This window comes from Desulfovibrio sp. MES5 (genome assembly GCF_002237645.1).
Taxonomy (GTDB): Bacteria; Desulfobacterota; Desulfovibrionia; order Desulfovibrionales; family Desulfovibrionaceae; genus Desulfovibrio.
Genome location: NZ_MJUZ01000006.1, coordinates 37,233 through 58,348, shown reverse-complemented (window position 1 = coordinate 58,348; position 21,116 = coordinate 37,233). Strand labels below are relative to the sequence as shown.

General features: G+C 59.4%; 15 protein-coding genes. 6 read left to right on the top strand and 9 right to left on the bottom strand.

From position 1 onward, the window contains the following. The first annotated feature begins 140 nt into the window (after window positions 1-140). The 6 genes from BCS36_RS02050 to BCS36_RS02025 all read left to right on the top strand — a co-directional run bounded on the left by BCS36_RS02050 (window position 141) and on the right by BCS36_RS02025 (window position 6,623). Entirely contained in the window at window positions 141-821 is a 681-nt protein-coding gene (locus BCS36_RS02050) for a response regulator (RefSeq protein ID WP_291301286.1), read from the top strand. 72 nt (window positions 822-893) lie between these two features. Continuing rightward, window positions 894-2,909: an ATP-binding protein gene (locus BCS36_RS02045; protein WP_291301266.1), complete on the top strand. Its 2,016-nt coding sequence runs from the start codon at window positions 894-896 to the stop codon at window positions 2,907-2,909. Then, the gene (gene pstB, locus BCS36_RS02040) at window positions 2,906-3,661 is read left to right on the top strand and encodes a phosphate ABC transporter ATP-binding protein PstB (RefSeq protein ID WP_291301265.1); all 756 of its coding nucleotides are present in this window, start codon (window positions 2,906-2,908) and stop codon (window positions 3,659-3,661) included. The genes BCS36_RS02045 and pstB overlap by 4 nt, the downstream gene beginning before the upstream one ends. A 113-nt stretch (window positions 3,662-3,774) precedes the next feature. Then, entirely contained in the window at window positions 3,775-4,629 is an 855-nt protein-coding gene (gene phoU / locus BCS36_RS02035; RefSeq protein ID WP_291301264.1) for a phosphate signaling complex protein PhoU, read from the top strand. Window positions 4,630-4,653: 24 nt separating this feature from the next. Then, complete coding sequence (locus BCS36_RS02030) at window positions 4,654-5,280, top strand: YkgJ family cysteine cluster protein (protein WP_291301263.1); 627 nt, start codon at window positions 4,654-4,656, stop codon at window positions 5,278-5,280. A gap of 275 nt (window positions 5,281-5,555) precedes the next feature. Then, window positions 5,556-6,623 carry a hypothetical protein gene (locus BCS36_RS02025; RefSeq protein ID WP_291301262.1) on the top strand — a complete coding sequence of 356 codons (1,068 nt, stop codon included), beginning with the start codon at window positions 5,556-5,558 and terminating at the stop codon, window positions 6,621-6,623. 420 nt (window positions 6,624-7,043) lie between these two features. On the opposite strand, the gene clpB is transcribed toward BCS36_RS02025, so the two are convergent. The 9 genes from clpB to thiD form a co-directional block, all read right to left on the bottom strand. Next, window positions 7,044-9,653, bottom strand: coding sequence for an ATP-dependent chaperone ClpB (gene clpB, locus BCS36_RS02020; RefSeq protein ID WP_291301261.1), 2,610 nt, complete (start codon window positions 9,651-9,653; stop codon window positions 7,044-7,046). A gap of 240 nt (window positions 9,654-9,893) precedes the next feature. After that, window positions 9,894-10,208, bottom strand: coding sequence for a chaperone modulator CbpM (locus BCS36_RS02015; RefSeq protein WP_291301260.1), 315 nt, complete (start codon window positions 10,206-10,208; stop codon window positions 9,894-9,896). 21 nt (window positions 10,209-10,229) lie between these two features. Further along, on the bottom strand, window positions 10,230-11,225 hold the full coding sequence (locus tag BCS36_RS02010; protein ID WP_291301259.1) for a J domain-containing protein: 996 nt from the start codon (window positions 11,223-11,225) through the stop codon (window positions 10,230-10,232). 621 nt (window positions 11,226-11,846) lie between these two features. Further along, window positions 11,847-13,937 (bottom strand): excinuclease ABC subunit UvrC, encoded by a 2,091-nt coding sequence (gene uvrC / locus BCS36_RS02005; RefSeq protein WP_291301285.1) that lies wholly within the window; start codon window positions 13,935-13,937, stop codon window positions 11,847-11,849. Between the two features lie 820 nt (window positions 13,938-14,757). Beyond that, on the bottom strand, window positions 14,758-16,296 hold the full coding sequence (locus BCS36_RS02000) for an outer membrane homotrimeric porin (RefSeq protein ID WP_291301258.1): 1,539 nt from the start codon (window positions 16,294-16,296) through the stop codon (window positions 14,758-14,760). 884 nt (window positions 16,297-17,180) lie between these two features. Next, window positions 17,181-17,966: a tRNA pseudouridine(38-40) synthase TruA gene (gene truA, locus BCS36_RS01995; protein WP_291301257.1), complete on the bottom strand. Its 786-nt coding sequence runs from the start codon at window positions 17,964-17,966 to the stop codon at window positions 17,181-17,183. After that, complete coding sequence (locus BCS36_RS01990) at window positions 17,966-19,321, bottom strand: hypothetical protein (RefSeq protein ID WP_291301256.1); 1,356 nt, start codon at window positions 19,319-19,321, stop codon at window positions 17,966-17,968. The genes truA and BCS36_RS01990 overlap by 1 nt, the downstream gene beginning before the upstream one ends. Next, window positions 19,278-19,721 carry a flagellar export protein FliJ gene (gene fliJ, locus BCS36_RS01985; protein ID WP_291301255.1) on the bottom strand — a complete coding sequence of 148 codons (444 nt, stop codon included), beginning with the start codon at window positions 19,719-19,721 and terminating at the stop codon, window positions 19,278-19,280. Before fliJ ends, BCS36_RS01990 begins: the two co-directional genes overlap by 44 nt. A 455-nt stretch (window positions 19,722-20,176) precedes the next feature. Then, on the bottom strand, window positions 20,177-20,977 hold the full coding sequence (gene thiD / locus BCS36_RS01980) for a bifunctional hydroxymethylpyrimidine kinase/phosphomethylpyrimidine kinase (protein ID WP_291301254.1): 801 nt from the start codon (window positions 20,975-20,977) through the stop codon (window positions 20,177-20,179). Window positions 20,978-21,116: the final 139 nt, after the last annotated feature.

Sequence of the window (21,116 nt, the reverse complement as noted above, 5' to 3'; positions counted from 1 at the left end):
GCGTGAAGCCTGCATTTGCTTTTCAAACCCGCGTGGGGCATGGTTTTTCTAGTTTTACAGTCCGTCACGCAATTGTAACAAATCCACCATCACAATGGCGCAAAAAGGCGATGTACTCGGGCTGCGTCAGAGAGGTGTGAATTATGAGTCAACAAATACTGATAGTTGAAGATGAAGCCGACATCCGTGAACTTTTACGTTTCAATCTTGAGCGTGAAGGCTTCAGCGTGCTGGAGGCAGCCGACGGTAATGAAGGTCTTAAGCTGGCCCGGCAACATATGCCCGACCTGATGCTGCTGGACGTCATGCTGCCGGGTTTTGACGGGTTTGAGGTCTGCCGCCGCCTGGGTGCGCAGTCTGAAACCGCCAATATTCCGGTTCTCATGCTGACAGCCAGGGGCGAAGAAATGGACAGGGTCGTGGGATTGAGTCTTGGGGCGGATGACTACGTGGTCAAGCCCTTCAGCGTGCGCGAACTCATGTTGCGCATCCGGGCGGTGCTGCGGCGCGGTACGCGCAGCAGTGAAAGCCCAGTGCTTGAACGTCACGGCATACGCCTGCGGCCCGAAGCCCATACGGCCGAAGTGCTGGGTGAAGAGATGCCGCTCACCGCTACGGAGTTTCGTCTGCTTGAAGACCTGCTCCGCCACGCGGGGGCCGTGCGTACGCGCGAGCAGCTGTTGAACAAGGTGTGGGGTTATTCTTTTGAAGGGTATGCCCGCACCGTGGACACCCATGTGCGCCGTTTGCGCGCCAAGCTCGGCGGCGCTGCGGCCATGTTGGAAACCGTACGCGGCGTCGGCTACAGAATCAAGGAGTAGAAAGGCTCCGCACGGGCTGCGCCCGTGGGGCTCATAGCAAAGCTGGCGGCAAGGCCGCACTGGCAGGGAACTATGTTTTCATTCAGAACCCGAATTTTTTACGGCATGCTGGCTGTGGCCCTGGTTTCCATAGCTGTGGCCGTGTTTTACGGCAAGGCCTGGTTTGAAAAGGCCCAGCTTGAATCCGCGCGTGAACGTCTTGTGCGCGAAACTGTGCTGGCCGGGGCCATACTGGACAGGCTTGGCGACCATACATCCGGGCTTTCTCAACTGGCGGCCATTCTTGACATGCCGGAAGAGCGCCTGTCTTTGCTGAACAGCAAGGGAAGCGTGCTGGGCGATACAGCGCCCGGGGCGCAGCCCGTCACCCGTCTGGACAACCATGCCGACAGACCCGAAGTGCGTGAGGCCATGGCCGGAAGGGCAGGCTTTACCATCCGGCCCAGCGGCACCCTGGGCACAGACCTGGCCTATGCCGCTGTGGCCCTGCAAAACGGCGATATTTTGCGCGTTTCCGTACCGCTGGTCAGCCTCAGGCAGATTATCGACAGCCAGCTTGCCGTCTTCACGCGCATAGGCATCATCACGGTGGCGCTTTCACTGGTGCTGGCCGGGCTGCTGTCCGGCGCGCTGCGGCGTTCGTTAAGTCAGATGGTGTCTGTTGTTGAGGCCATATCGCTTGGCAATTTTCAGCGCCGTCTGCGCCGCATACCGGGGCGCGAGTTCGCGCCTCTTGCGGACGCAGTGAACCGCATGGCCGAAAATATTGAAGAGCACATCCGTGCGGCGGCCGAGCAGACAGCTCAGCTTGAAAGCATCCTCGATACCATGAGCGACGGGGTGCTGGTGCTTGGCCCGCGCGGACGCATCCGCCGTTGCAACAGGGCGCTGGCCAGGGAATTTCCCGATGCCGCGTCAGCCCTGGGCGCTCAAGTGGTTGAAGTCATCCCTTCGCCGCCCTTGCAGAATGCCGTCGACGACCTCATGGCAGAGGCGGAAGCCCAAAACCATGCGCGTCAGCGGGCGCTGGCCCTTGCCGCCTCCGTGGCGCAGGACTACCCGGAACTTGTGGCGGACGGACGGCCAGCGGGCCAAGGAGCAGTAGCGTCTGCGGTTGATGGCGCGCCCCAGTCCCAGACAGCCGGGGCCGATGACGCCGGGCTGGCAACGCAGGATTCGGTCGCGCCAGACCTTGATGGCCTTGAGGATGACGAAGACGGCAGCGATGAAGGGCTCACCCCGGACGGCGGCCGTATGCAGCGTTATCTGCACCTTGAACTGCCTTCGGGACAGGTCATGTCGGTGTGCATTTCGCTGCCCGCATCCGCCGACACGGAAAAGGGCGGGCAGCTGGGCGCTGTGGCCGTGTTCCACGACATTACGGAACTCATGCGGCTTGAAAGAGTGCGCAGGGACTTCGTGGCCAACGTGTCGCACGAATTGCGCACGCCGCTCACGGCCATACAGGGATATGCCGAAACCCTCATCAGTCTGGACGGCCCGCCGGAATGCCGCCGCTTTGGCGAGATCATTCTCAAAAACGGGGCCTACCTTTCGCGCATGGTGGAGGACCTGCTCACCCTGGCGCGGCTTGAAGGCAAGAGCGGCAGCCTTGAGCTTGCCCCGGTCGATCCCCGCGAAGCTCTGGCGCAGGCCACGGGCATGTGCCGCGAAGTGCTGGAGCGCAGGCGCTGCAAGGTGGATCCACAGATCCCGGCCGATTGCCGCGTCATGGCCAGCCAGCCGCATCTGACCCAGGTCTTTCGCAATCTGCTGGAAAACGCGGGCCGGTACGCGCCAGAGGGCGGCAGCATCCGCGTGAGCGCGCGACAGGCTGGCGACAGCGTCATCTTTCGCGTTACCGACGATGGCCCAGGCATTCCCAAGCAGGACCTTGAACGCATATTTGAACGCTTCTATCAGGTCGAGCGGCACAGGGGGCAGGCCAGCACCGGCCTTGGCCTTGCCATCTGCAAGCATATCATTGAAAGGCACGGCGGCAGCATCCGGGCGGAAAGCCCGGCCCCTGACGGCAATACGGCCCTTGTTTTCACTCTTACTTCCGTTCACGGAGCAGCACAGTCATGAAGGAACATCTGCTGACACGCAACGTCAGTGTCTATTACGGGCAGCACAAGGCCCTGCACGAAGTGTCCCTGGCCTTTGAACCCTGCAAGGTGACGGCCCTTATCGGCCCGTCGGGCTGCGGCAAATCCACCTTTCTGCGTTGTCTGAACCGTATGAACGACCTCGTGCCCGGCGCGCGCGTGGAAGGGGAAGTCCTGCTGGACGGCAAAGACATGAATCGCCCGGACACGGATGTGGTTTCGCTGCGCTGCCGGGTGGGCATGGTTTTTCAGAAGCCCAATCCCTTTCCCAAGACCATTTACGAAAATGTGGCCTACGGTCTGCGGGTCAACGGCCTCAGGGACGAGAGCCTTATTGCAGAAAAAGTTGAGCTTTCCCTGCGCAGGGCCGCCATTTTCGACGAGGTGAAAGACCGCCTGCAAGCCCCGGCCTTAGGTCTTTCCGGTGGGCAGCAGCAGCGCTTGTGCATTGCCCGCGCCCTGGCAGTGGAGCCCGAAGTGCTGCTTATGGACGAACCCGCAAGCGCCCTGGACCCCATAGCCACGCAAAAGATTGAAGAAAGCATCCGTGAGCTGCGCGAGTCCCTGTCCATCATCATCGTTACGCACAACATGCAGCAGGCCGCACGCGTGTCCGACACGACGGCGTTCTTCTATATGGGTGAACTCATTGAGTATAATGCCACAGATATAATGTTTACGCGGCCTGCCAAAAAACAGACCGAAGACTATATCACCGGACGCTTCGGCTAGGCGGCGGCAAGAGTATCGTCTTTCGGCCCTGGGGCCTTTGTTCGCATTCAAAACCAAAACAGATGTGGCCGCGATCCGGCCAGAACATACAGCGCGATTTTCAGGAGGCTGTCATGCAACAGGCCAATTATCTGCAACAACTGCTTGTGACCCTGCGCACCCGGCTTCTGGTCATGTGCGCCAGTGTGGGCATTGCGCTGGAAGAGGCGGGCAAGGCCCTTGCCGCCAACGATCCGGGCAGGGCCGCTGCCGTTATCGAAAGCGACGCGTCCATCGACGCCCTGGAAAATGAGATAGATGAAATGGCCCTGCGGCTGCTGGCCCGGTCGCAGCCTGTGGCCAGCGACCTGCGCTTTGTTGTCACATCCCTGCGTATGGTGGTGGACCTGGAGCGCATTGGCGACGAGGCCGTGAGCATGTCCGAGCAGGCCATTCTTATGCAGGATATGCCGGGCTTCAGCGTGATACCGCATGTGCGCGAGCTTTACGTGAGCGCGCGCGAAGCTTTTGAAAACGCGGTGCGGGTTTTTCGCGAGAACGACGCTCAGGGCGCGCTGATCATGAGCCGGGGCGATGACGAAGCCGTGCAAACGGAAGTCCGCATCATTCAAGGGCTTATGGAAGGGCTTTCTGACCCGCAAAGCAGCCTTGAACCGCATCAGGCCATGCACATAATTTTGGTGACACGTTCGCTGACGCGCATCTGGCGGCGTTCCGTCAACATTGCCGAGCATGTGTACTTTATCAGCCGGGGCGAAAGCCTCAAGCACAAGGGCGAAAACAAGGAAGACATGTTTCTTGCCTCCACGACGCCAGCCGCTGCTGGCGGGTTCACGCCTGCCGCTGTTACCGGGCTCACCCCTGCCGCTGCCGCTTCGGGCCAAGAGGCCACGCCCCGTGAAGCGGAAGGCAATGAAAAAACTGCCTCGCGTCGCACCCGCGGCGAAAAGGGCACGGACAATGTGTGACCACGCGCGCCGGGGGCGCGGCTTATGCCCTTAGCGTGGCCCCCAGAGGCCCGAGCGTTCAGGTATGCAGACCCTTCCCTTGAGCGCCGCTACCCCGACCTCGGCCTTCTGCTTGACGCCTATGCCGTGGTGGATTTGGGCGTGAAGGTCGCCACAGGCCGGGACGGGCGCGTGCCTGCCTGCCGTGCAGGGTGTGCGCAATGCTGCTGGCAGCCCATCCCCGTAACGCCGCTGGAAGTGCTGGCGCTGCACAGGTATGCCCGCCACAGGCTGCCGCCAGCCGTCCTTGCCGGTCTGGCGCACAGGCTGTCGCGCTATGAGGGGCAAAAGCGCGACATTGCCTCGCCCTGTCCCTTCCTTTGTGACGGCGCCTGCCTTGTTTACCCCGTGCGGCCTGTGGCCTGCCGACAGTACATGGTTTTCGGCGCCTCCTGCGCACAAGGAGAAGACGCCAGCCGCAGCCGCCCGCAGGATGTGCTTGTGCCGTCCTATGACCATATGCTCGCCGCGCTGATGCGCACGCTGCCCTGGTACGCAGGGCACAAACCCGAGCCGCCGGAGCACCCCTCCGAAGAAAGCGCGCGTGTTTTTTTTCAAGCCATCACTTCGGTTGTCCAGGCCGTAGCCTGGAACCGTTTTTTTCACGTCTGATTCCTGCCGAGTTCGACCGGCTCCTGCCTGTGCCTGTTTTATATGCTGCATAAGTGTTTTTGTGTTTTAATATACAGTCGCATATTAAAACACTTCATACTTACGAACAGCAAAATTTAAAAAACCTATTGACCTTCCCCTTTACTGGAATGTTATGTTCGAAAGAATATAACATTTTTTTGTTTTCACTATGACAATATGACGTAGCTGGTGGTTTATGACGACTGTATACACGTCGTCATAAAAAGATTGTTAAACCTTTAAGGAGGGCTGTAATGCGAAAAAAGTTCCTTGGGTCCATCGTATGTTCAATGCTTGTTGTGTTTTTGATGGCTTCGGCATCCAACGCGGCGACGGAGTTGAAGCACTGGCCTGATCCTGTCAAAAAACAACTGGATGTAATTATCGATCAGAATGCCAATCAGGGTAATTTTGCTGTTTTTGACATGGACAACACGAGCTATCGCTACGATCTGGAAGAATCTTTGCTCGCTTATATGGAAATGAAGGGAGCGCTCACGCGCGACACCCTGCCCCCAGAACTGCGGCTCATCCCCTTCAAGGACACCAAGGATTTCAAGGAAGGCCTGATCAGCTACTACTACCGCCTCTGCGAAGTGGACGATCTGATCTGTTACCCGTGGGTGGCGCAGGTCTTCTCGGGCTTTACCCTCAAGGAACTCAAGGGCCACGTGGACGGGCTGATGGAGTACGGCAAGCCTCTCAAGGCCAGATACTACAGCGGCGACACCGTCAAGGAGACCAGCATCAATCCGCCCAAGCCCTTTGCCGGTATGCAGGAACTGTACGCCAGGCTTATGGAAAACGGCATTGATGTCTACGTCATGACCGCCGCCAGCGAAGAACTGGTGCGCATGGTGGCCAGCGACCCCAAGTACGGGTACAACGTAAAGCCCGAAAACGTCATTGGCGTTACCATGCTGCTCAAGAACCCCGCCACGGGCGAACTGACCACTTCGCGCCTGCAGATTGAGAAGGGCAAGTATGACCAGAAGAAAAATCTCGACCTTCTGCTGACTTCCTACCTCATGAATCCCATGACCTGGTATGAAGGCAAGATGGGTACCATCCTCGGGTATATCGACCAGTGGAAAAAGCCCATCATTGTGGGCGGCGATACGCCCATTTCCGACGGCTTCATGCTGCTGAACGGCGTGGACGTGGAAAAGGGCGGGGCCCGTGTATGGATCAACCGCAAAGACAGCGCCATGAAAAAAATGGAAGACATGTGGAAGAAGGCCGCCGCCCGGCAGAAGGAACTGGGCCAGCCCGTCACGGCCGACAAGAACTGGCTTGTGGTAAAGCCCGAAGACATCCAGTAGGCATCCAGCAGCCGGAGGCCGACGGCAGTGAAACGTCTGCCGCAAAGCGGCTCTTTTCGGCAGTTGCGAGGCAGGGCGCGCATCGGCTTTCGTGGCGACGTCTTCAGGTTATAGTGACGTTGAGATTTTGCTGCCTCAAAAGCAATGAGTGAAACTATCGACGCCGATGCTGCGCCGTGTTCGCAATACCGTAAAAAAACAGGCCCCGTGCGGAATACCGCACGGGGCCTCATCACTTTCCGGCCTGGCGGCAGCCGGATTTTATGGACATTTTAGAGCAATTTCACTTTGAAATTGCTCTGGCGGATACGGGAGCAGACGCCCGCCGCAGAGGCGTAAGCGCAATTTATTTGCGCTGTTACGCGCCGAAGCGGGCGTCTTGGAAACATTAAGGATAGATATTTTCATTAGCAAAATGCTCTACTGGTTGGCCGTGAAGGTGAGTTCTTCGTCCTTCACATCCACGGTCACGGTCTGGCCGTCGCGGATCTTGCCGCCCACCAGCAGACGGGCCAGCGGGGTTTCAACCGCCTGCTGCACATAGCGCTTGAGGGGCCGTGCGCCGTAAATGGGGTCGTACCCGGCTTCGCCTATGAAGTTCTTGGCCGCGTCGGTCATGTTCAGCTTGATCTTGCGGTCTTCAAGGCGCTTGCGCAGGCGGGCCAGCTGCAATTCGACGATGCGGCTGATCTGGTCGCGCCGCAGCGGCAGAAAGACCACGGTTTCGTCAACGCGGTTGAGGAACTCCGGCCTGAAATGCGCGCGCAGTTCTTCCATAACCCTTTCGCGTGCGCCTTCCTTCAGGGTTCCGTCAGCCTCGATGCCGTCCAGCAAATGCATTGAGCCGATGTTGGACGTCATGATGACGATGCAGTTGCGAAAATCCACCGTGCGTCCCTGACTGTCGGTAAGACGGCCATCGTCCAGCAGTTGCAGCAGGGTGTTGAAGACGTCGGGGTGGGCCTTTTCTATCTCGTCAAAAAGAATGACGGAATAGGGTTTGCGCCGTACGGCCTCGGTAAGCTGGCCGCCTTCGTCATAGCCCACATATCCTGGAGGCGCGCCGATGAGGCGGGATACGGAGTGCTTTTCCATATACTCGCTCATGTCGAGACGCACCATGTTGTCCTCAGTGTCAAAGAGCGCTTCGGCCAATGCCTTGGAAAGCTCGGTCTTGCCCACGCCCGTGGGGCCAAGGAAGATGAACGAGCCAGTGGGCCTGTCGGGGTCGGAAAGCCCGGCCCTGGCGCGCAGCACAGCGTCAGACACGGCAGTGACGGCTTCGTCCTGACCTACGACGCGTTCATGCAACTGGTCGGGCAGGCGCAGCAGCTTTTCGCGTTCAGATTCCAGCAGCCGGGTAACGGGTATGCCCGTCCATTTGCCGACAATTTCGGCCACGTCGTCAGGCCGCACTTCTTCCTTGAGCAGGCGCGCGCCATTGGCGTCGCTACTTCCGGCCACTTCGGCGTCAGCCAGTTTTTTCTCAAGTTCAAGCAGCTTCGAATACTTGAGTTCAGCGGCCTTGTTGAGGTCATAGGCGCGTTCGGCCTGCTCGATGGCCAGCTTGGTATGTTCGATCTGCTCCTTGATCTCGCGCACCTGATTGATGGAGCCTTTTTCGCTTTCCCACTGCTTGCGCAGATCGGCCTGCTCGGCGCGCAGATCGGCCAGTTCGTTTTCGAGCTTTTCAAGGCGCTCGCGTGAAGCCGCATCGGTTTCACGGCGCAGGGCCTCGCGCTCGATTTCAAGCTGCATGACCTTGCGGTTCACTTCGTCCAGATCTGCGGGCAGGGAGTCTATCTCCGTGCGGATGAGGGCTGCGGCCTCGTCAATAAGGTCTATGGCCTTGTCGGGCAATTGGCGGTCTGTGATGTAGCGGTGCGAGAGCACCACGGCTTCCACGATGGCCGAGTCGCTTATGCGCACGCCATGGTGCACCTCGAAGCGTTCCTTGAGCCCGCGCAATATGGAAATGGTGTCTTCCACCGTGGGTTCTTCCACCATGACCGGCTGAAAGCGCCGTTCCAGGGCCGGGTCTTTTTCAATGTACTTGCGGTACTCGTCCACGGTTGTAGCGCCGATGCAGTGCAGCTCGCCGCGCGCCAGCATGGGCTTGAGCAGATTGCCAGCATCCATGGCGCCTTCGGTTTTGCCAGCGCCCACTATGGTGTGCAGCTCGTCAATGAAAAGGATGGTGTGCCCTTCGCTTTTTTCCACTTCATTAAGAACGGCCTTGAGGCGCTCTTCAAATTCGCCGCGATATTTCGCGCCAGCGATGAGCGCGCCCATATCCAGCGCGAAGAGCTTGCGGCCCTTGAGGCCCTCGGGCACGTCGCCCTTGACGATGCGGAAGGCCAGACCTTCAACGATGGCGGTTTTGCCAACGCCCGCCTCGCCAATAAGAACAGGGTTGTTCTTGGTGCGGCGCGAAAGAATGCGGATAACCCGGCGTATCTCGGCATCGCGGCCAATAACCGGGTCCATCTTGCCCTGACGGGCGGCCTCCACCAGGTCGCGAGCGTATTTGTTCAGGGCCTCAAAGGTGTCTTCCGGGTTGGCGCTGGTCACGCGCGCGCCGCCGCGCAGTTCTTCCATGGCGGCAACAAAGGCGCTGCGGGTGATCTTGTACTCCTTGAACACCTCGCCCAGAGGCGTGGAAGACGGCACTTCGGTCAAAGCCGCGAACAGGTGGTCAACGCTGACGTATTCGTCCTTCATGCGTTTGGCTTCATTCTGGGCATCGCTCAGAACCTTGGCCAGACGCTGCGTGATCATGATCTTGGTGGGGTCCATGCCGCCGCCGGACACCGAGGGGCGCTTGCGCAGCGCGCCTTCAACGGCCACGGCAAAGGCACGGGGCTGCACGCCCATCTGATCCAGAATGCGCGGCACTATGCCGTTTTCCTGCTGGGTGAGGGCCAGGGCCAGGTGGTCGACGTCCGTCTCCTGATGACCCATGCCAGCGGCGAGGCTTTGGGCTTCGCTGACGGCTTCACGCGCTTTTTCAGTGAATTTGTTGATATCCATATGGATTCCTCCGACAATGCCGCGCCGTTACGGGCGGGCAATATATATTTTTTGGTTCTGCTACAGCAAAACTCTGCATCAGTTCCTAAGGAAACGCTGATTTATTTCGTTTGGCGGCGTTGCTTCACTTTTTTTGAAACAGTCGAGGACGGAAGAGTCCACTCCTGCTTCAAAAAAAGATCGCGCCTTGCCAAACGAAATAACTGCGCGTTTCCAGGTGGCTCTTTAATCAGTGCTTCCCTAGTCTTCAAAATTCTTGAGGCTGCGCACTGCGCGTTCCAGAGCGTCAATGCGCTCAAGCAGGTCTACGATAATGGTGCCACCAAGAACGGGCAGTTCAAAATCGCAGCAGATACGCTCAAGCTTGCGTACGCGGTAAATGTCCGCATCGCGGAAGAGGTGCTGCCGCTCGGCCGCGCCGCGCGTTTCAAGCCAGCCCAGAGCGAGCAGTTCGTTGAGACGCTCGGGGTCTATACCCGTAACCTGCACAAATTCTTCCCATACCATGACCGTGGACGGCGCGGGCAGAGTGGGATTTTTGGGTGTCATGCTCATGCTAAAACCCTCCACCAGGCGTTATGCGCGGGCCTTGAAGGCCGAAGTATCCGCCAGTTTCTGCCAGAGTTCGCGCTCGGCATCGGACAGTTGCGTTGGCGTTTTTATCATGACTCTGGCCAGCAGGTCGCCACGTTTGCCGACCGCGCCCAGGCCCTTGCCGCGCAGGCGGAATTTGCGGCCTGAGCTGGAGCCAGCGGGAATCTGCATTTCCACATGCCCCTCCAGCGTGGGCACTTCAACCCTGGCGCCGAGTGCGGCCTCCCAGGGGGCCAGGGCCAGGTCGCATTGCAGATTTTCGCCGTCCACCTTGAACGTGTTGTGCGGCAGATAGCGCACCCGTAAAAAAAGGTCGCCGGGGGAGCCGCCAGGTGCGGGATCACCCTGCCCGGCCAGCCGCAGCTTGGCCCCTTCGCGTATGCCAGAGGGCACATTGACGTCCAGCGTCTTGGGACCCTGCGGGCCCTGGATCGACACGGTGCGGCTGCCGCCTTTCTGCACTTCTTCAAGCGTCAGGGGCAACTCGGCCTCCACATCCCGGCCACGCCGGGGGCGGGAGGAAAAGCCGCCAAAGGGGTCCGGGCCGAATTGCGCGCCACGACCACCTGACTGGCCGCCGAACGAGCCGCCAAAAGGGTTGCCGGACTGACCGCCAAACTGTGCGCCGCCTGCCGCTCCACCGAAAAGGGTTTCAAAAAAGTCTGAAAACCCTGATCCATCAAAGCTTTTGCCGCCAAAGGTAAAGTGCACGTTTTCAAAACCCGGCTCGCCCTGGAACTGCTGGCCATGCTGCCAGTTGGGGCCAAGCTGGTCGTACAGCTTGCGCTTTTCCGGGTCTTTAAGAACCTCATGCGCCTCGTTGATTTCTTTAAACTTGTCCTCAGCCTGCTTGTCGCCGGGATTCAGGTCGGGGTGGTATTTGCGCGCCAGCTTTTTATAGGCCTTGGAAATGTCCTCGGTCTTGGCCGTGCGCTCTACTCCCAGCAGTTTGTAATAGTCCTTATAAGATACTGACATTCTGTGTTCCCCCGTGCGAATCGTACTCCCGCTCGCGCCGCCCTTTTGGGGATGGTGGTTCGGGCTGTGCCGGCCGTATCTGTGCGTGGCCGGGTCTCAATATGCAAGAATAAGGCCGTGATACGTAAGGTCAATGCCTGTCTGTGAAATACAATATACATTTTTACGCAAAAACCAAAATCCTTATCAGATTTTCAGGATTTTTATTCTGGGGTCTTTCAGCCGTGTTCAGCACAGGCTTTTGGCGTGATTTTCAGCAGCTGCGGGAGAGGGGCGGGAGCTGGCGGGCGCGTCAAAGCCATGCGCCGATAAATGGAGCACCGGCAGGTCGGGAGCGCAGAGTTTTGGGAACTGCCACGGGCCGCGGCGGGGTCGTGGCTCTTGACCTGCGTTGTGCAGAGAATCTTTGAGGCGGTATAACGCCAGACGCTATATCTGGAACCTCACCCAAGTCAGAAAATTCGTTGTGCTGCACCAAATACAATAAGAATTTTAGGGGGTGGGGGCGTGGGGGAGGAGACCCTTTTGCAAAAGGGGCCCTCCCCCACAAGGGATCTTAAATATACTCTGCCCTGCAGCAAAGGGGATCGACACGGTTGGCGGGGGCAGCCTGCGGGACTATTACACGTGGCCGAGGCCGGAAAGTTTTTGCAGCAGCAGCGCGGCTTTGGCGGGGCCGATGCCGGGCAGGCCGCACAGCTCTTCCTGTGTGGCTGCGCGCATGGCTTCCACGCTGCCGAAGCGGTCCCACAAAAGACGCGCCGTGGCTGGCCCAATGCCGGGCAAACGCATGAGTTCGCCCGCAAGGGCCGCGCCGCGCTTGGCCTTGCGGTGGCGGCCAATGGCAAAGCGGTGGGTGCTGTCACGCACATTTTGCAGAAAAAGCAGTTCCGGGCCGCCTTCTCGCAGGGGCAGGGGGTTGGCCCTGTCAGGAATAAAAATGCGGTCGGCCACATTGCCGGCGCGTCGGTCTGCGTGGCCTTGCTCGTCCCTGGCCTTGGCAATGGCGGCCAGGGCGAAAAGGTCTGGCTGCCCAGCCTCCTGCAGCGCGCGCTGAATGGTGCGCAGCTGTCCGCGCCCGCCGTCAATGAGCAGCAAGTCGGGCCAGGGGGGGCCGCTTTCAAGCCTGCGCGCCACCCAGGCGTACAGGGTGGCGTAGTCGTCGCCGCTGTCAGGCATGGCATAGGCGCGGTACTGTGAGCGTGCGGGCTGGCCTTCTTCAAAAACCACCATACCCACGCGCGTCTGCTGCCCCCCAGTGTGGGAAACGTCCACGCATTCGATGCGGTGCGGCGGCCCCGCAAGGTGCAGGGAGCGGGCCAGGCGGTCAAGAATGCCCAGTTCGGTTTTCTGTTCCTGACGGCGCGCCTCTTCACGGGCATTGGACTGGGCCATGTCCACGAGCTGGTTATCCCCGGCATGCTGGGGCGGCACTATGCGCACAGCGCCGTTTCTGCGGTCGGACAGGGCCTGCTCCAGCAGTTCGCGGGCAGTGGAAGAGGATGGCGGGGCGGACGGCGCGGCTGTTTCTCCATGAGGGGCAGCCTGCCCGGCATGGTTGGGCGCGTCCATTCCGGGAGTTATCGGTCCGGAAGTTATCGGCCTGGAAGTCTCTGGTCCGGAAATTACCGGCCCGGAAATTACCGGTGCGGAAGTTACAGGGGCCGAATCCGGGGTTGCGGCAGGAAGTGCGTCGGGAGACGGGGAGAGTCCTTCAGCAAAGGGTGTCTCACCGTTGTTCGCGTCTTCCATATCCTCGGCATCGGGGGGCAGCCAGGGCAGAAGGATGCGGGGCGGCGGAGTGACCTGGCTGTAGTACTGGCTCACAAAGCTCCAGAGCAGCTCGGGAGCGTCTTCAAAGCCCAGGCCCGGCCAGTAGAAGGCGCGCCCATCCGTCACCGCGCCGCCGCGTACAAAGACAATGCCCAGGGCAAGGCCCTTGTCGGCCGGAAAGAGGCCCACGGCGTCCATGTCGCCGCCGCCGGGCAGCACGGCGGCCTGACGCTCCACCGTGCGCTCCACTGCGCGAATCTGGTCGCGCAGGATGGCGGCTTTTTCAAATTCCAGATCTTCCGAAGCCCTGTCCATTGCCTCGCGCAGACTGTTCATGAGCGGCGCGGCGCGTCCTTGCAAAAGGTCACAGACCTTGCGGACGTTTTCATTGTACTCCTGAGGCGTCACCATGCCCATGCAGGGCGCGGGGCACTGCCCCATAAAATGATACAGGCACGCGCGCACGCGGTTTTTCATGGCCTTGTCGGTGCAGCGGCGCAGAGCGAAAGCGCGGTGGATGATCTTCCACGTTTCGCGCGCCGCCAGCGCCGAAGTGAACGGCCCGAAATAGCGTGCGCCGTCGCGCCTGGCCTGACGGACAATTTCAAGCCGGGGAAAGTCGTGCTTGGTGTTCAGACGAAAGAGCACATACTGCTTGTCGTCGCGCAGCACGATGTTATAGCGCGGCCTGTGCTTTTTAATAAGGCTGGCCTCAAGGAGCAGCGCTTCTTTTTCCGTGGTGGTGGTGAGGTATTCGATGCTTGCGGCATGAGAAAGCATGGCCTTCGTCTTGGCGGGCAAGCCGTCAGCCCTGAAATAGGAAAGCACGCGCCGCCGCAGCACGCGCGCCTTGCCAACGTAGATGATGCGGCCCCGGACATCCTTGTACAGGTAAACGCCGGGCGACAGGGGGATGGTTGAGGATTCCGGTTTCTGCATGGCATCCATATAACCACCCTTGCCCAACTTGCCAACAAAAAGGAATGGGCTGCCAGGGGGCCAGACCAGAGCAACTTTGAACTGCTTCGCATTTCAAGGTGTTCATTCAGCCCCAAAATGCGATTTGCGCTAGCCGTTATCGGGCCTTTGCCGCTTACGGACAGCGATAGCCATCAGTAGGCTGTCCGATCACTTAACCAATTGCTGTCTTTATCCGTAACTTCCTCCGTCGCAACGGCTAAAGCAGCGATAGCCATCAGTAGGCTGTCCGATCACTTAACCAATTGCTGTCTTTATCCGTAACTTCCTCCGTCGCAACGGCTAAAGCAGCGACAGCCATCAGTAGGCTGTCCGTGCAATTAAGTAATTGCTGTCGTTGCGGCAGCAATTGCCCGCAGGGCTTGCCTGAACCGTTGACGGACCGTCTTACGGGGCAGGACAGCATCGCTACGGATGGCGACAGCGATTGTATGGGACAGGCCGTGTTTTTACGTATGCTGTCTTCAAGCGTAGTTTCTTACATCACAACGCTTTAAGCCTGCGCCACAACGCTTGAAGCATCCGTAGCTTCCTTCGTCGCAACGGCTAAAGTTCGGCTGAATCCACGCCACGTTGTGGCGGCGCGGCACTTTCGTGCAGCATTAGCGCATGTACAGTTTTCCAGCGGTAACATGCTCTATGGCGCTCCTGGGGGATTTTGTCTGGGGTATGGGAGGACTTAGGGGCATGCCGCGCTTGCGTGCCCAACTGGCTGAAGCCATAAACAGAAAAAGGGGAGCCGCAAGGCTCCCCTTTATAAAGAAACTTGAGTTCTGTTCTCTTAGAAAGAGTACACGAAGCTCACGTTGACGTTCCAGGGATCACGCACTTCGTCGGACTTGCCGTTCATCTTGCTGTTGCCCCACACGGACTTGGACTGGTCAAGCCAGGTAGCCAGGTAGGCGGCGTCAAGCATGATGGTGAAGTTGTCATACATCTTGTAAGCGTTGGTCAGGCCAATTTCCATGGCGTAGTCCTGGGTGGTCATGTACAGGGGATCCATGCCAGCCGTGCCGCTTCCGCCGCTGTTAGCAGCAAGGTTGCCGCCGCCCCAGCTGTTGGACATCTTTTTGGCCATGGTCGTGCTGTTGGTGCCGCCGATGAGGTTCACGCGAAGGGTGTGCTTCAGGTTTTCCACGAAGCTCATGTCCTTCAAGCGAGCGCCCACGCCCCAGGTGCCAGCCATGCTGTAGCCAAGGGTGGCTTCACGAGCGATGTAGGGGTTGCCGTTGAAGGCAAAGTTCGAGAAGGCGTTGTTGATGTTGTTCACGCTCAGGCTGGGCATACGCTCGGAGCCGTTGGCGGGGTTGCTGTCGTCGCCGGAGCCGTACCAGCCGTAGATGCCGGGGATGGCCCAGTCAAGCTTGTATTCGGCGAGCAGAGAAGCCAGCCAACCGGAACGGTTGAGGCGGCTGTCGTCATAGCTGGCGGAACCGTAGTTGACATCCCACGCGATGCGGATGGGGTCAAACATGGTCACTTCGCCGGTCAGGCCAGCCCAAATGGTGTTGCCGTATTCGCCGAGCTTCTTGGTAGCAAGGCTGCCGTCCTTGTGGTGAGCGCCGCCCACGGGAACCATGCCAGCCTTGGGGAACTTGCCCGAGGTGCCAGCAAAGTTGGTGAGGTAGCCAGTGTCACTACGGAAGGCGTTGGGGCCGATGGCAGCGTACATGACCCAGGGGGTCACTTTCACGCCGTCAAAGGTCAGGGGCACGAGCAGGGCGGCAACGTCAACGTTGTCCATGTAGTTGCTCTTGGTGCCGCTGTTGGCCGTATTGTAGTTGTCGTTGTAGGGGCGGGCCCACAGCGCGGTCACGCCAACGTTTTCGTTGAACTGATAGGAGGCGGTGATGCCGGCCACGTCGTCGTTGAAGACCTGGCTTTCAGTGGTGAAGCTGGGCAGAGCGATACCCTGAATACCCATGCGGATCTTCAGGTCGGTCTGGGGAACGAGCCAGTCGATGTAGGCGTTCTTCAGCTTGATGGAGTTGTTGTCGTCAGCGCCAAGAGCGCCACCGGAAGGCTTGTCATTGCTGCCAGCCTTGCCCCAGGTGGTCTTGCCGATTTCGAAGAACACGGTACCGGACAGGGATTCGGAAGCCACGGCGTCCAACTGCAGGCGAACGCGCTGGTTGGCTTCGAACTCGTCTTCACTGCTGTTGTAGCCGGTGCGGCCATTGCCGCCGGTGAAGCTGCCGTTCTGGCCGTAGTCAAAGCTCATGATCCACTGGCCCTTGGCCTTGAAGTCAATGGCGCTGGCGCCTGTGGCAGCGCCGAACACCAGACCGGCCGCCAACAGAAGAGTAGCGATCTTTTTCATGGTTAACCTTCCTTTATTTTGCCCAGTCAGGGCACGTTGTTACTGTACACGCCTGTGGAGCGGATGTCCGCTTCGGGCCAACTATAGAAAAGCCTCGAGCACATTGCAAGCATTATCGTGCAAAAATTTTAACCCTCTTGGGATTAAAAAAAATAAAAAATAAAAAACTTCTATTAAATCGTTATGTTAAAGTTTTTTCACGCAATAATTTTTTTCTTGGTTGCTGAATTTTTTTGCCTGCACGCGGATAAAAAATTAAAGGGCTCTATAAATTCAGTATGTTACATTCATGATACCATTGGTATAATTTTTTGGCACTCGCCGAAAAAATTAAGGCCGAATTCACGTGCTTGTATTGTCTGCCCCGGCAGGGTGTTACGCAGGGTGTTACAATGATGGGCCAGGTCTGTGACAGGGGCATTTTGCTCCACACAAGCAGAGGGACGGTTTTGTCTGCGGAGTTGTCAGACAAAACTACTAAATAATAGTTTTATGTTTATATATGCTATATTCTATAATTATAAAGTCATTAGAGCGCCATTGCAGGCTATCGGGTTTCACCAGAGTGAGATGAAGAGATAGCGTGAATGCCGGGTTGTGGGCACTGCCCTGGCTTGTGCGAAAGGAGCCTTGCCCTTGCCGCAGCCATCTGCTGTGATCTTCGGCTCGCGTTGAGGCCGTCTGGCGGCTGCGGCAAACACGGCGCTGCCATAACGCCTGCAGCCACGGGCAAAAGCAGGAGCCGCACCCCATTGCGAACAGACATCGCAATGGGGAACGGCTCCTGAAAAAGTCAGGCCGGAGGGTTTACGGGGGACAGCACGTGCCGGTTTTCGGGCATCTGGCTGATGCCTGTGGATTGCGTGCGGCCTAAATCCCAGTGGTCAGGTCAGGTCCGCAGCGTAGTGCACGCAGGCAAGCGCCAGCCCTTCAGGGGGGGCCGTCACCGAGGGCAGCGCCCGTCGGTCATGGGCCGCCAGCAGGGCGGGTATCTGCTCTGCCTGCATCTTGCCCTGGCCGCAGGCGGCCAGAAGACCAGCCATGTTGCGCACCATCTGCTTTAAAAAGCCGTCAGCCGTGACGGCAAGGCGAAGCATGGGCGCGTGGGGCGGATAAAATTCGCAGGGGGGCAGTTGTTCCAGACGGGCGTCCAGCAGGGTGCGCTCGGTGTTTTCCACATCAGTGCCCGCATTGCGCAGCCCGGCGAAGTCGTGCGTGCCAAGCAAGTATGGAATGGCGCTGCGCATGGCGTCCTGATCCAGCGGCCCGCAGTTCCACGCAAAGGGGCGGAGTTGGGGCGGCATAAAGCGGCGGTCCTGCCAGAATTGATAGACATAGGTTTTGCGCAGGGCGTCTTTGCGCGCGTGAAAATCAGGAGCTGCCTGCACTGCTTCCAGAACGCGGATATCGCGCGGAAGCACCGCATTGAGGCTGTGCCGCCAGTCAATCCCCGCGCGGGCGTCAGGCACATCGCAATGCGCCACCTGCCCATGCGCGTGTACGCCGGAATCGGTGCGGCCCGAGCCATGTACGCGCACGTGCTGTCCCGCGATTTGCAGCAGGGCGGCTTCAAGCGCGCCCTGAATGGTCGGCGGAGGCTTGGGCTTTTCCTGAATCTGCCAGCCGCTGTAGCCCGTGCCCACGTAGGAAATGAGAAGTCGGAGACGCATTATTCCGGCAACTTCATGCGGGTGATGATTTCCGTCAGTTTGGCTGTCTTGGCCGGATTGACGTAGGTGAGAATGTCCCCCGACTGCTTGGGCGACATGCCGGTAAGGATGCGTACCGCTACACGTTCATCCATACTTTCCAGCGCCTTGGCGGCGGCCTTGGGCTTCATCTGGGTATAGGTGAGCACGAGTCGGCGGATTTTTTCATCCTCAATGCCGCGCGCTTCGCGGATCATGTCCTTCATTTTCTGTTCGGCGTTCTGCATGTCCTTGAGGCGCTGATCCATCTGCTGGCGCAGCATGAGAATGTCCTGCTGCTCGCGGGCCAGTTCCTGCGCCTTGATATTGGGGTCAGTGGGCGTTTGCGTGGGGCGTACGGAAGGGGCCGGTGGCGTGGGTACGCCTGTCTGGCTGCTCATGGGCAGGGCAGGGACGCTGCCCGTGTTTGAATCGCCAAAACCCGAAGCGCCGCGCGGCGGCAGGGGCGCGCCGTCCGCACCCTGACCTCGGGGGATGTTGGACGGAATATCCGGGGCTCCGGGCAGTGAATAGGGCGCGGTCTGCGCGGCGGGAGCAAAGGGCGTTGTCTGACCCAGGGGCGGCGTTTGCGGCACGGGCATATCCTGGGCGGCCGCGTGGGCGGCCTGCACACTGCCGAGGGTCGGGATGGGCAAACGGCCAAGGGCGTCAAGCCAGCTGTGTTCGCCAGAACTTTTTGACGCGGCGGTTGCGGCGGCAGAGCTGGCATGCGCTGGCGCGCTGATGCCCGGCTGGGCCAGCGGCGCAGGCAGGGGCGCGGGCTGGCTGATGTCGGGCGGGGTGAAAAGTTGCTGCTCGGCGGCGTGGCTGATGGGGGAGACTCCCGCTGGCACCATGGGCGAGGGCAGGGCGTCCGCATCCATAACGCGTCCCCGCGAGGCAGCGCCATGCGGTTGCGCAGCAGCCGCCATTCTGGCTGCGGCAGAACCCTGCGGCGCATGGGCCTGATCTTTGGCAAGCCGGTCAACGGGCGCGCTTTGGGATTTACCCCCCGCGTCAGGAGCCGCAGGCACGACAGGTGCGCCAGCGGCATGCTGCGGCGTTGCGGGCAGATCCACGGGTTCGGCGGTTTTGTCGTTTTCCTGACGGCTGGCCGCCACAAGCGCTGTCAGCTTGTCCATAACGGCGGCCTCGGAAAGCGGGTCCGCCGGAGGAACAAAGGCCGTTTGCGACGGCGCGCCCCCAAGCCATGAAGGCAGGGGAACGTCAAGAAGCAGCATGCACAGCATGGAAAGCTTGATGAAGCAAAGCACCGCCAGCCAGCGGAACAGCTTAGAGAGTCGGAGCTTTGTAGCGGAGGGTGGCTGTTTCGTCATTGGTGCGTTGCTCCTTCAATTGTTCCTCACGGACATAGTGCTGCTTTTGCCTTTCCTTGAGCTTTTCCAGCAGTTTTTTGTCGATGGCGCGTTCGGCCAGCAGTTTGCGGGCTTCTTCAGCCAGTTGTTCCAGCATGCGCACCTGGATGGCTTCGTGCGCGGCGTCGCCTCGCAGGCCTTTGACGTACTGCTCAAGCAGCCAGCGTTCGGCGGCATCCATAAGAACAGCGCCCACAAGGCGGTCTTCGGCCTGGCGCAGCTCGGCCTTGATCTTGTCCAGACGGTCCTGGGCTTCGGCCAGCCGGGTACGCTGAATGGCCAGGTTGACCTTGGCCTCTTCTTCCAGCTGTTCCCGGTAATCCAGCACTTTTTGCATCTTGAAACGGAAGGGCACGCGCATACCGCCTTTTTTTTGACACCTGCGGGGCATCCGTTTTCATCAAGTGCAAACAGCGGGCCAAGCTGTGGCCGGTTTGCGCGCAACCTGTTCGCGCGCATAACTGTCCCCTGCTTTTCGCGGCGCGCGTGCCATGCGAAAAGCTCTTACGACACGGCGGCCATGAGAGCGGCCATAACTGCAACCATAACGGGCTGTCGCCAGCAAAGTGTCGCTCCAACCGCCGCTCTGCCTTCTATATATAATGATAGAGAAAGCAAACGACGGTAAAAGCGTGAAAGGGCCGACACGCCTGTGCGCCGCAAACTCCGGCCTGTTTTTCAGATTCTGGTCAGCTAGAGCAGGTTGCGAATAAAATGAGTTAACTGCTCTGCAGGGATTTTTTTGAAAATCCTTGCCACGAAATGCGGGCAGGCAGGCTTTTGCCTGCGTGGCGAGCATTTCAAGCGTTAACTGCTCTAGACGTTCAGGGCCGCCGCATGGTTGACCGGCCCGGCTCCCTTGCCGGGGCTGTAGCTGCGGCGCAGGGCGAGGTTAAGGTACTCCTGCGCGCGTGTCACGGCCACCTGCAGGGGCAGCCCCTTGCCAAGCCCCACCGCGATGGCCGCAGAAAGCGTGCAGCCCGTGCCATGGTTGTTTGTCGTGTCTACCTTGGCCTGGGGCAAGGCCTTGGGGGCCTCGCCTTCGATGCACAGGCAGTCCGTGACCACAACACTGCTTTCCATATGGCCGCCCTTGATAAGCACGGCCCTTGCGCCCATTTGCAGCAGCTTTTCGCCAGCGGCCGCGGCGTCTTCAAAGGTGTCTATGGTCGTATTGGTCAGCATTTCGGCTTCGGGCCTGTTGGGCGTCAGCAGGTCGCAGCCGGGAATTATGTCACTGATGAGCGCGCTGACGGCGTCTTCATGCAAAAGATTGCTGCCGCTCTGGCTTACGGAAACCGGGTCCACGACCAGAGGAAAATTGCGCTGCCGCAGTATGGAAGCTATCGCCCTGATGATGGGAGCGGAAAAAAGCATGCCTGTCTTGGCGGCCGCTATGGAAAAGCCGTCAAGCACAGTGTGCAGCTGCAGAGCCACGAAATCGGGGTCAGGGGCGTGTATGCCCGTGACGCCCAGGCCGTTTTGGGCGGTAAGAGCAGTAATGACGCTCATGCCGTAGCCGCCCATGGCCATAATGGTTTTCAGGTCTGCCTGTATGCCCGCACCGCCGCCGGAGTCGGACCCGGCAATAGTGAGAATGTTAGGAGGATTCAACATGCGAGCCTCTTGGGTAGTAGGTAGAAAACAGTAAGAGCGAACAGAGCCGCACTATAGCCCGCCCTGTTGCCAGGTGCAATGTGTTGCTGTTCGCCACCGTTCCGGCCCCGGAGAGTCTAGAAAATATCTTCACAGCCCC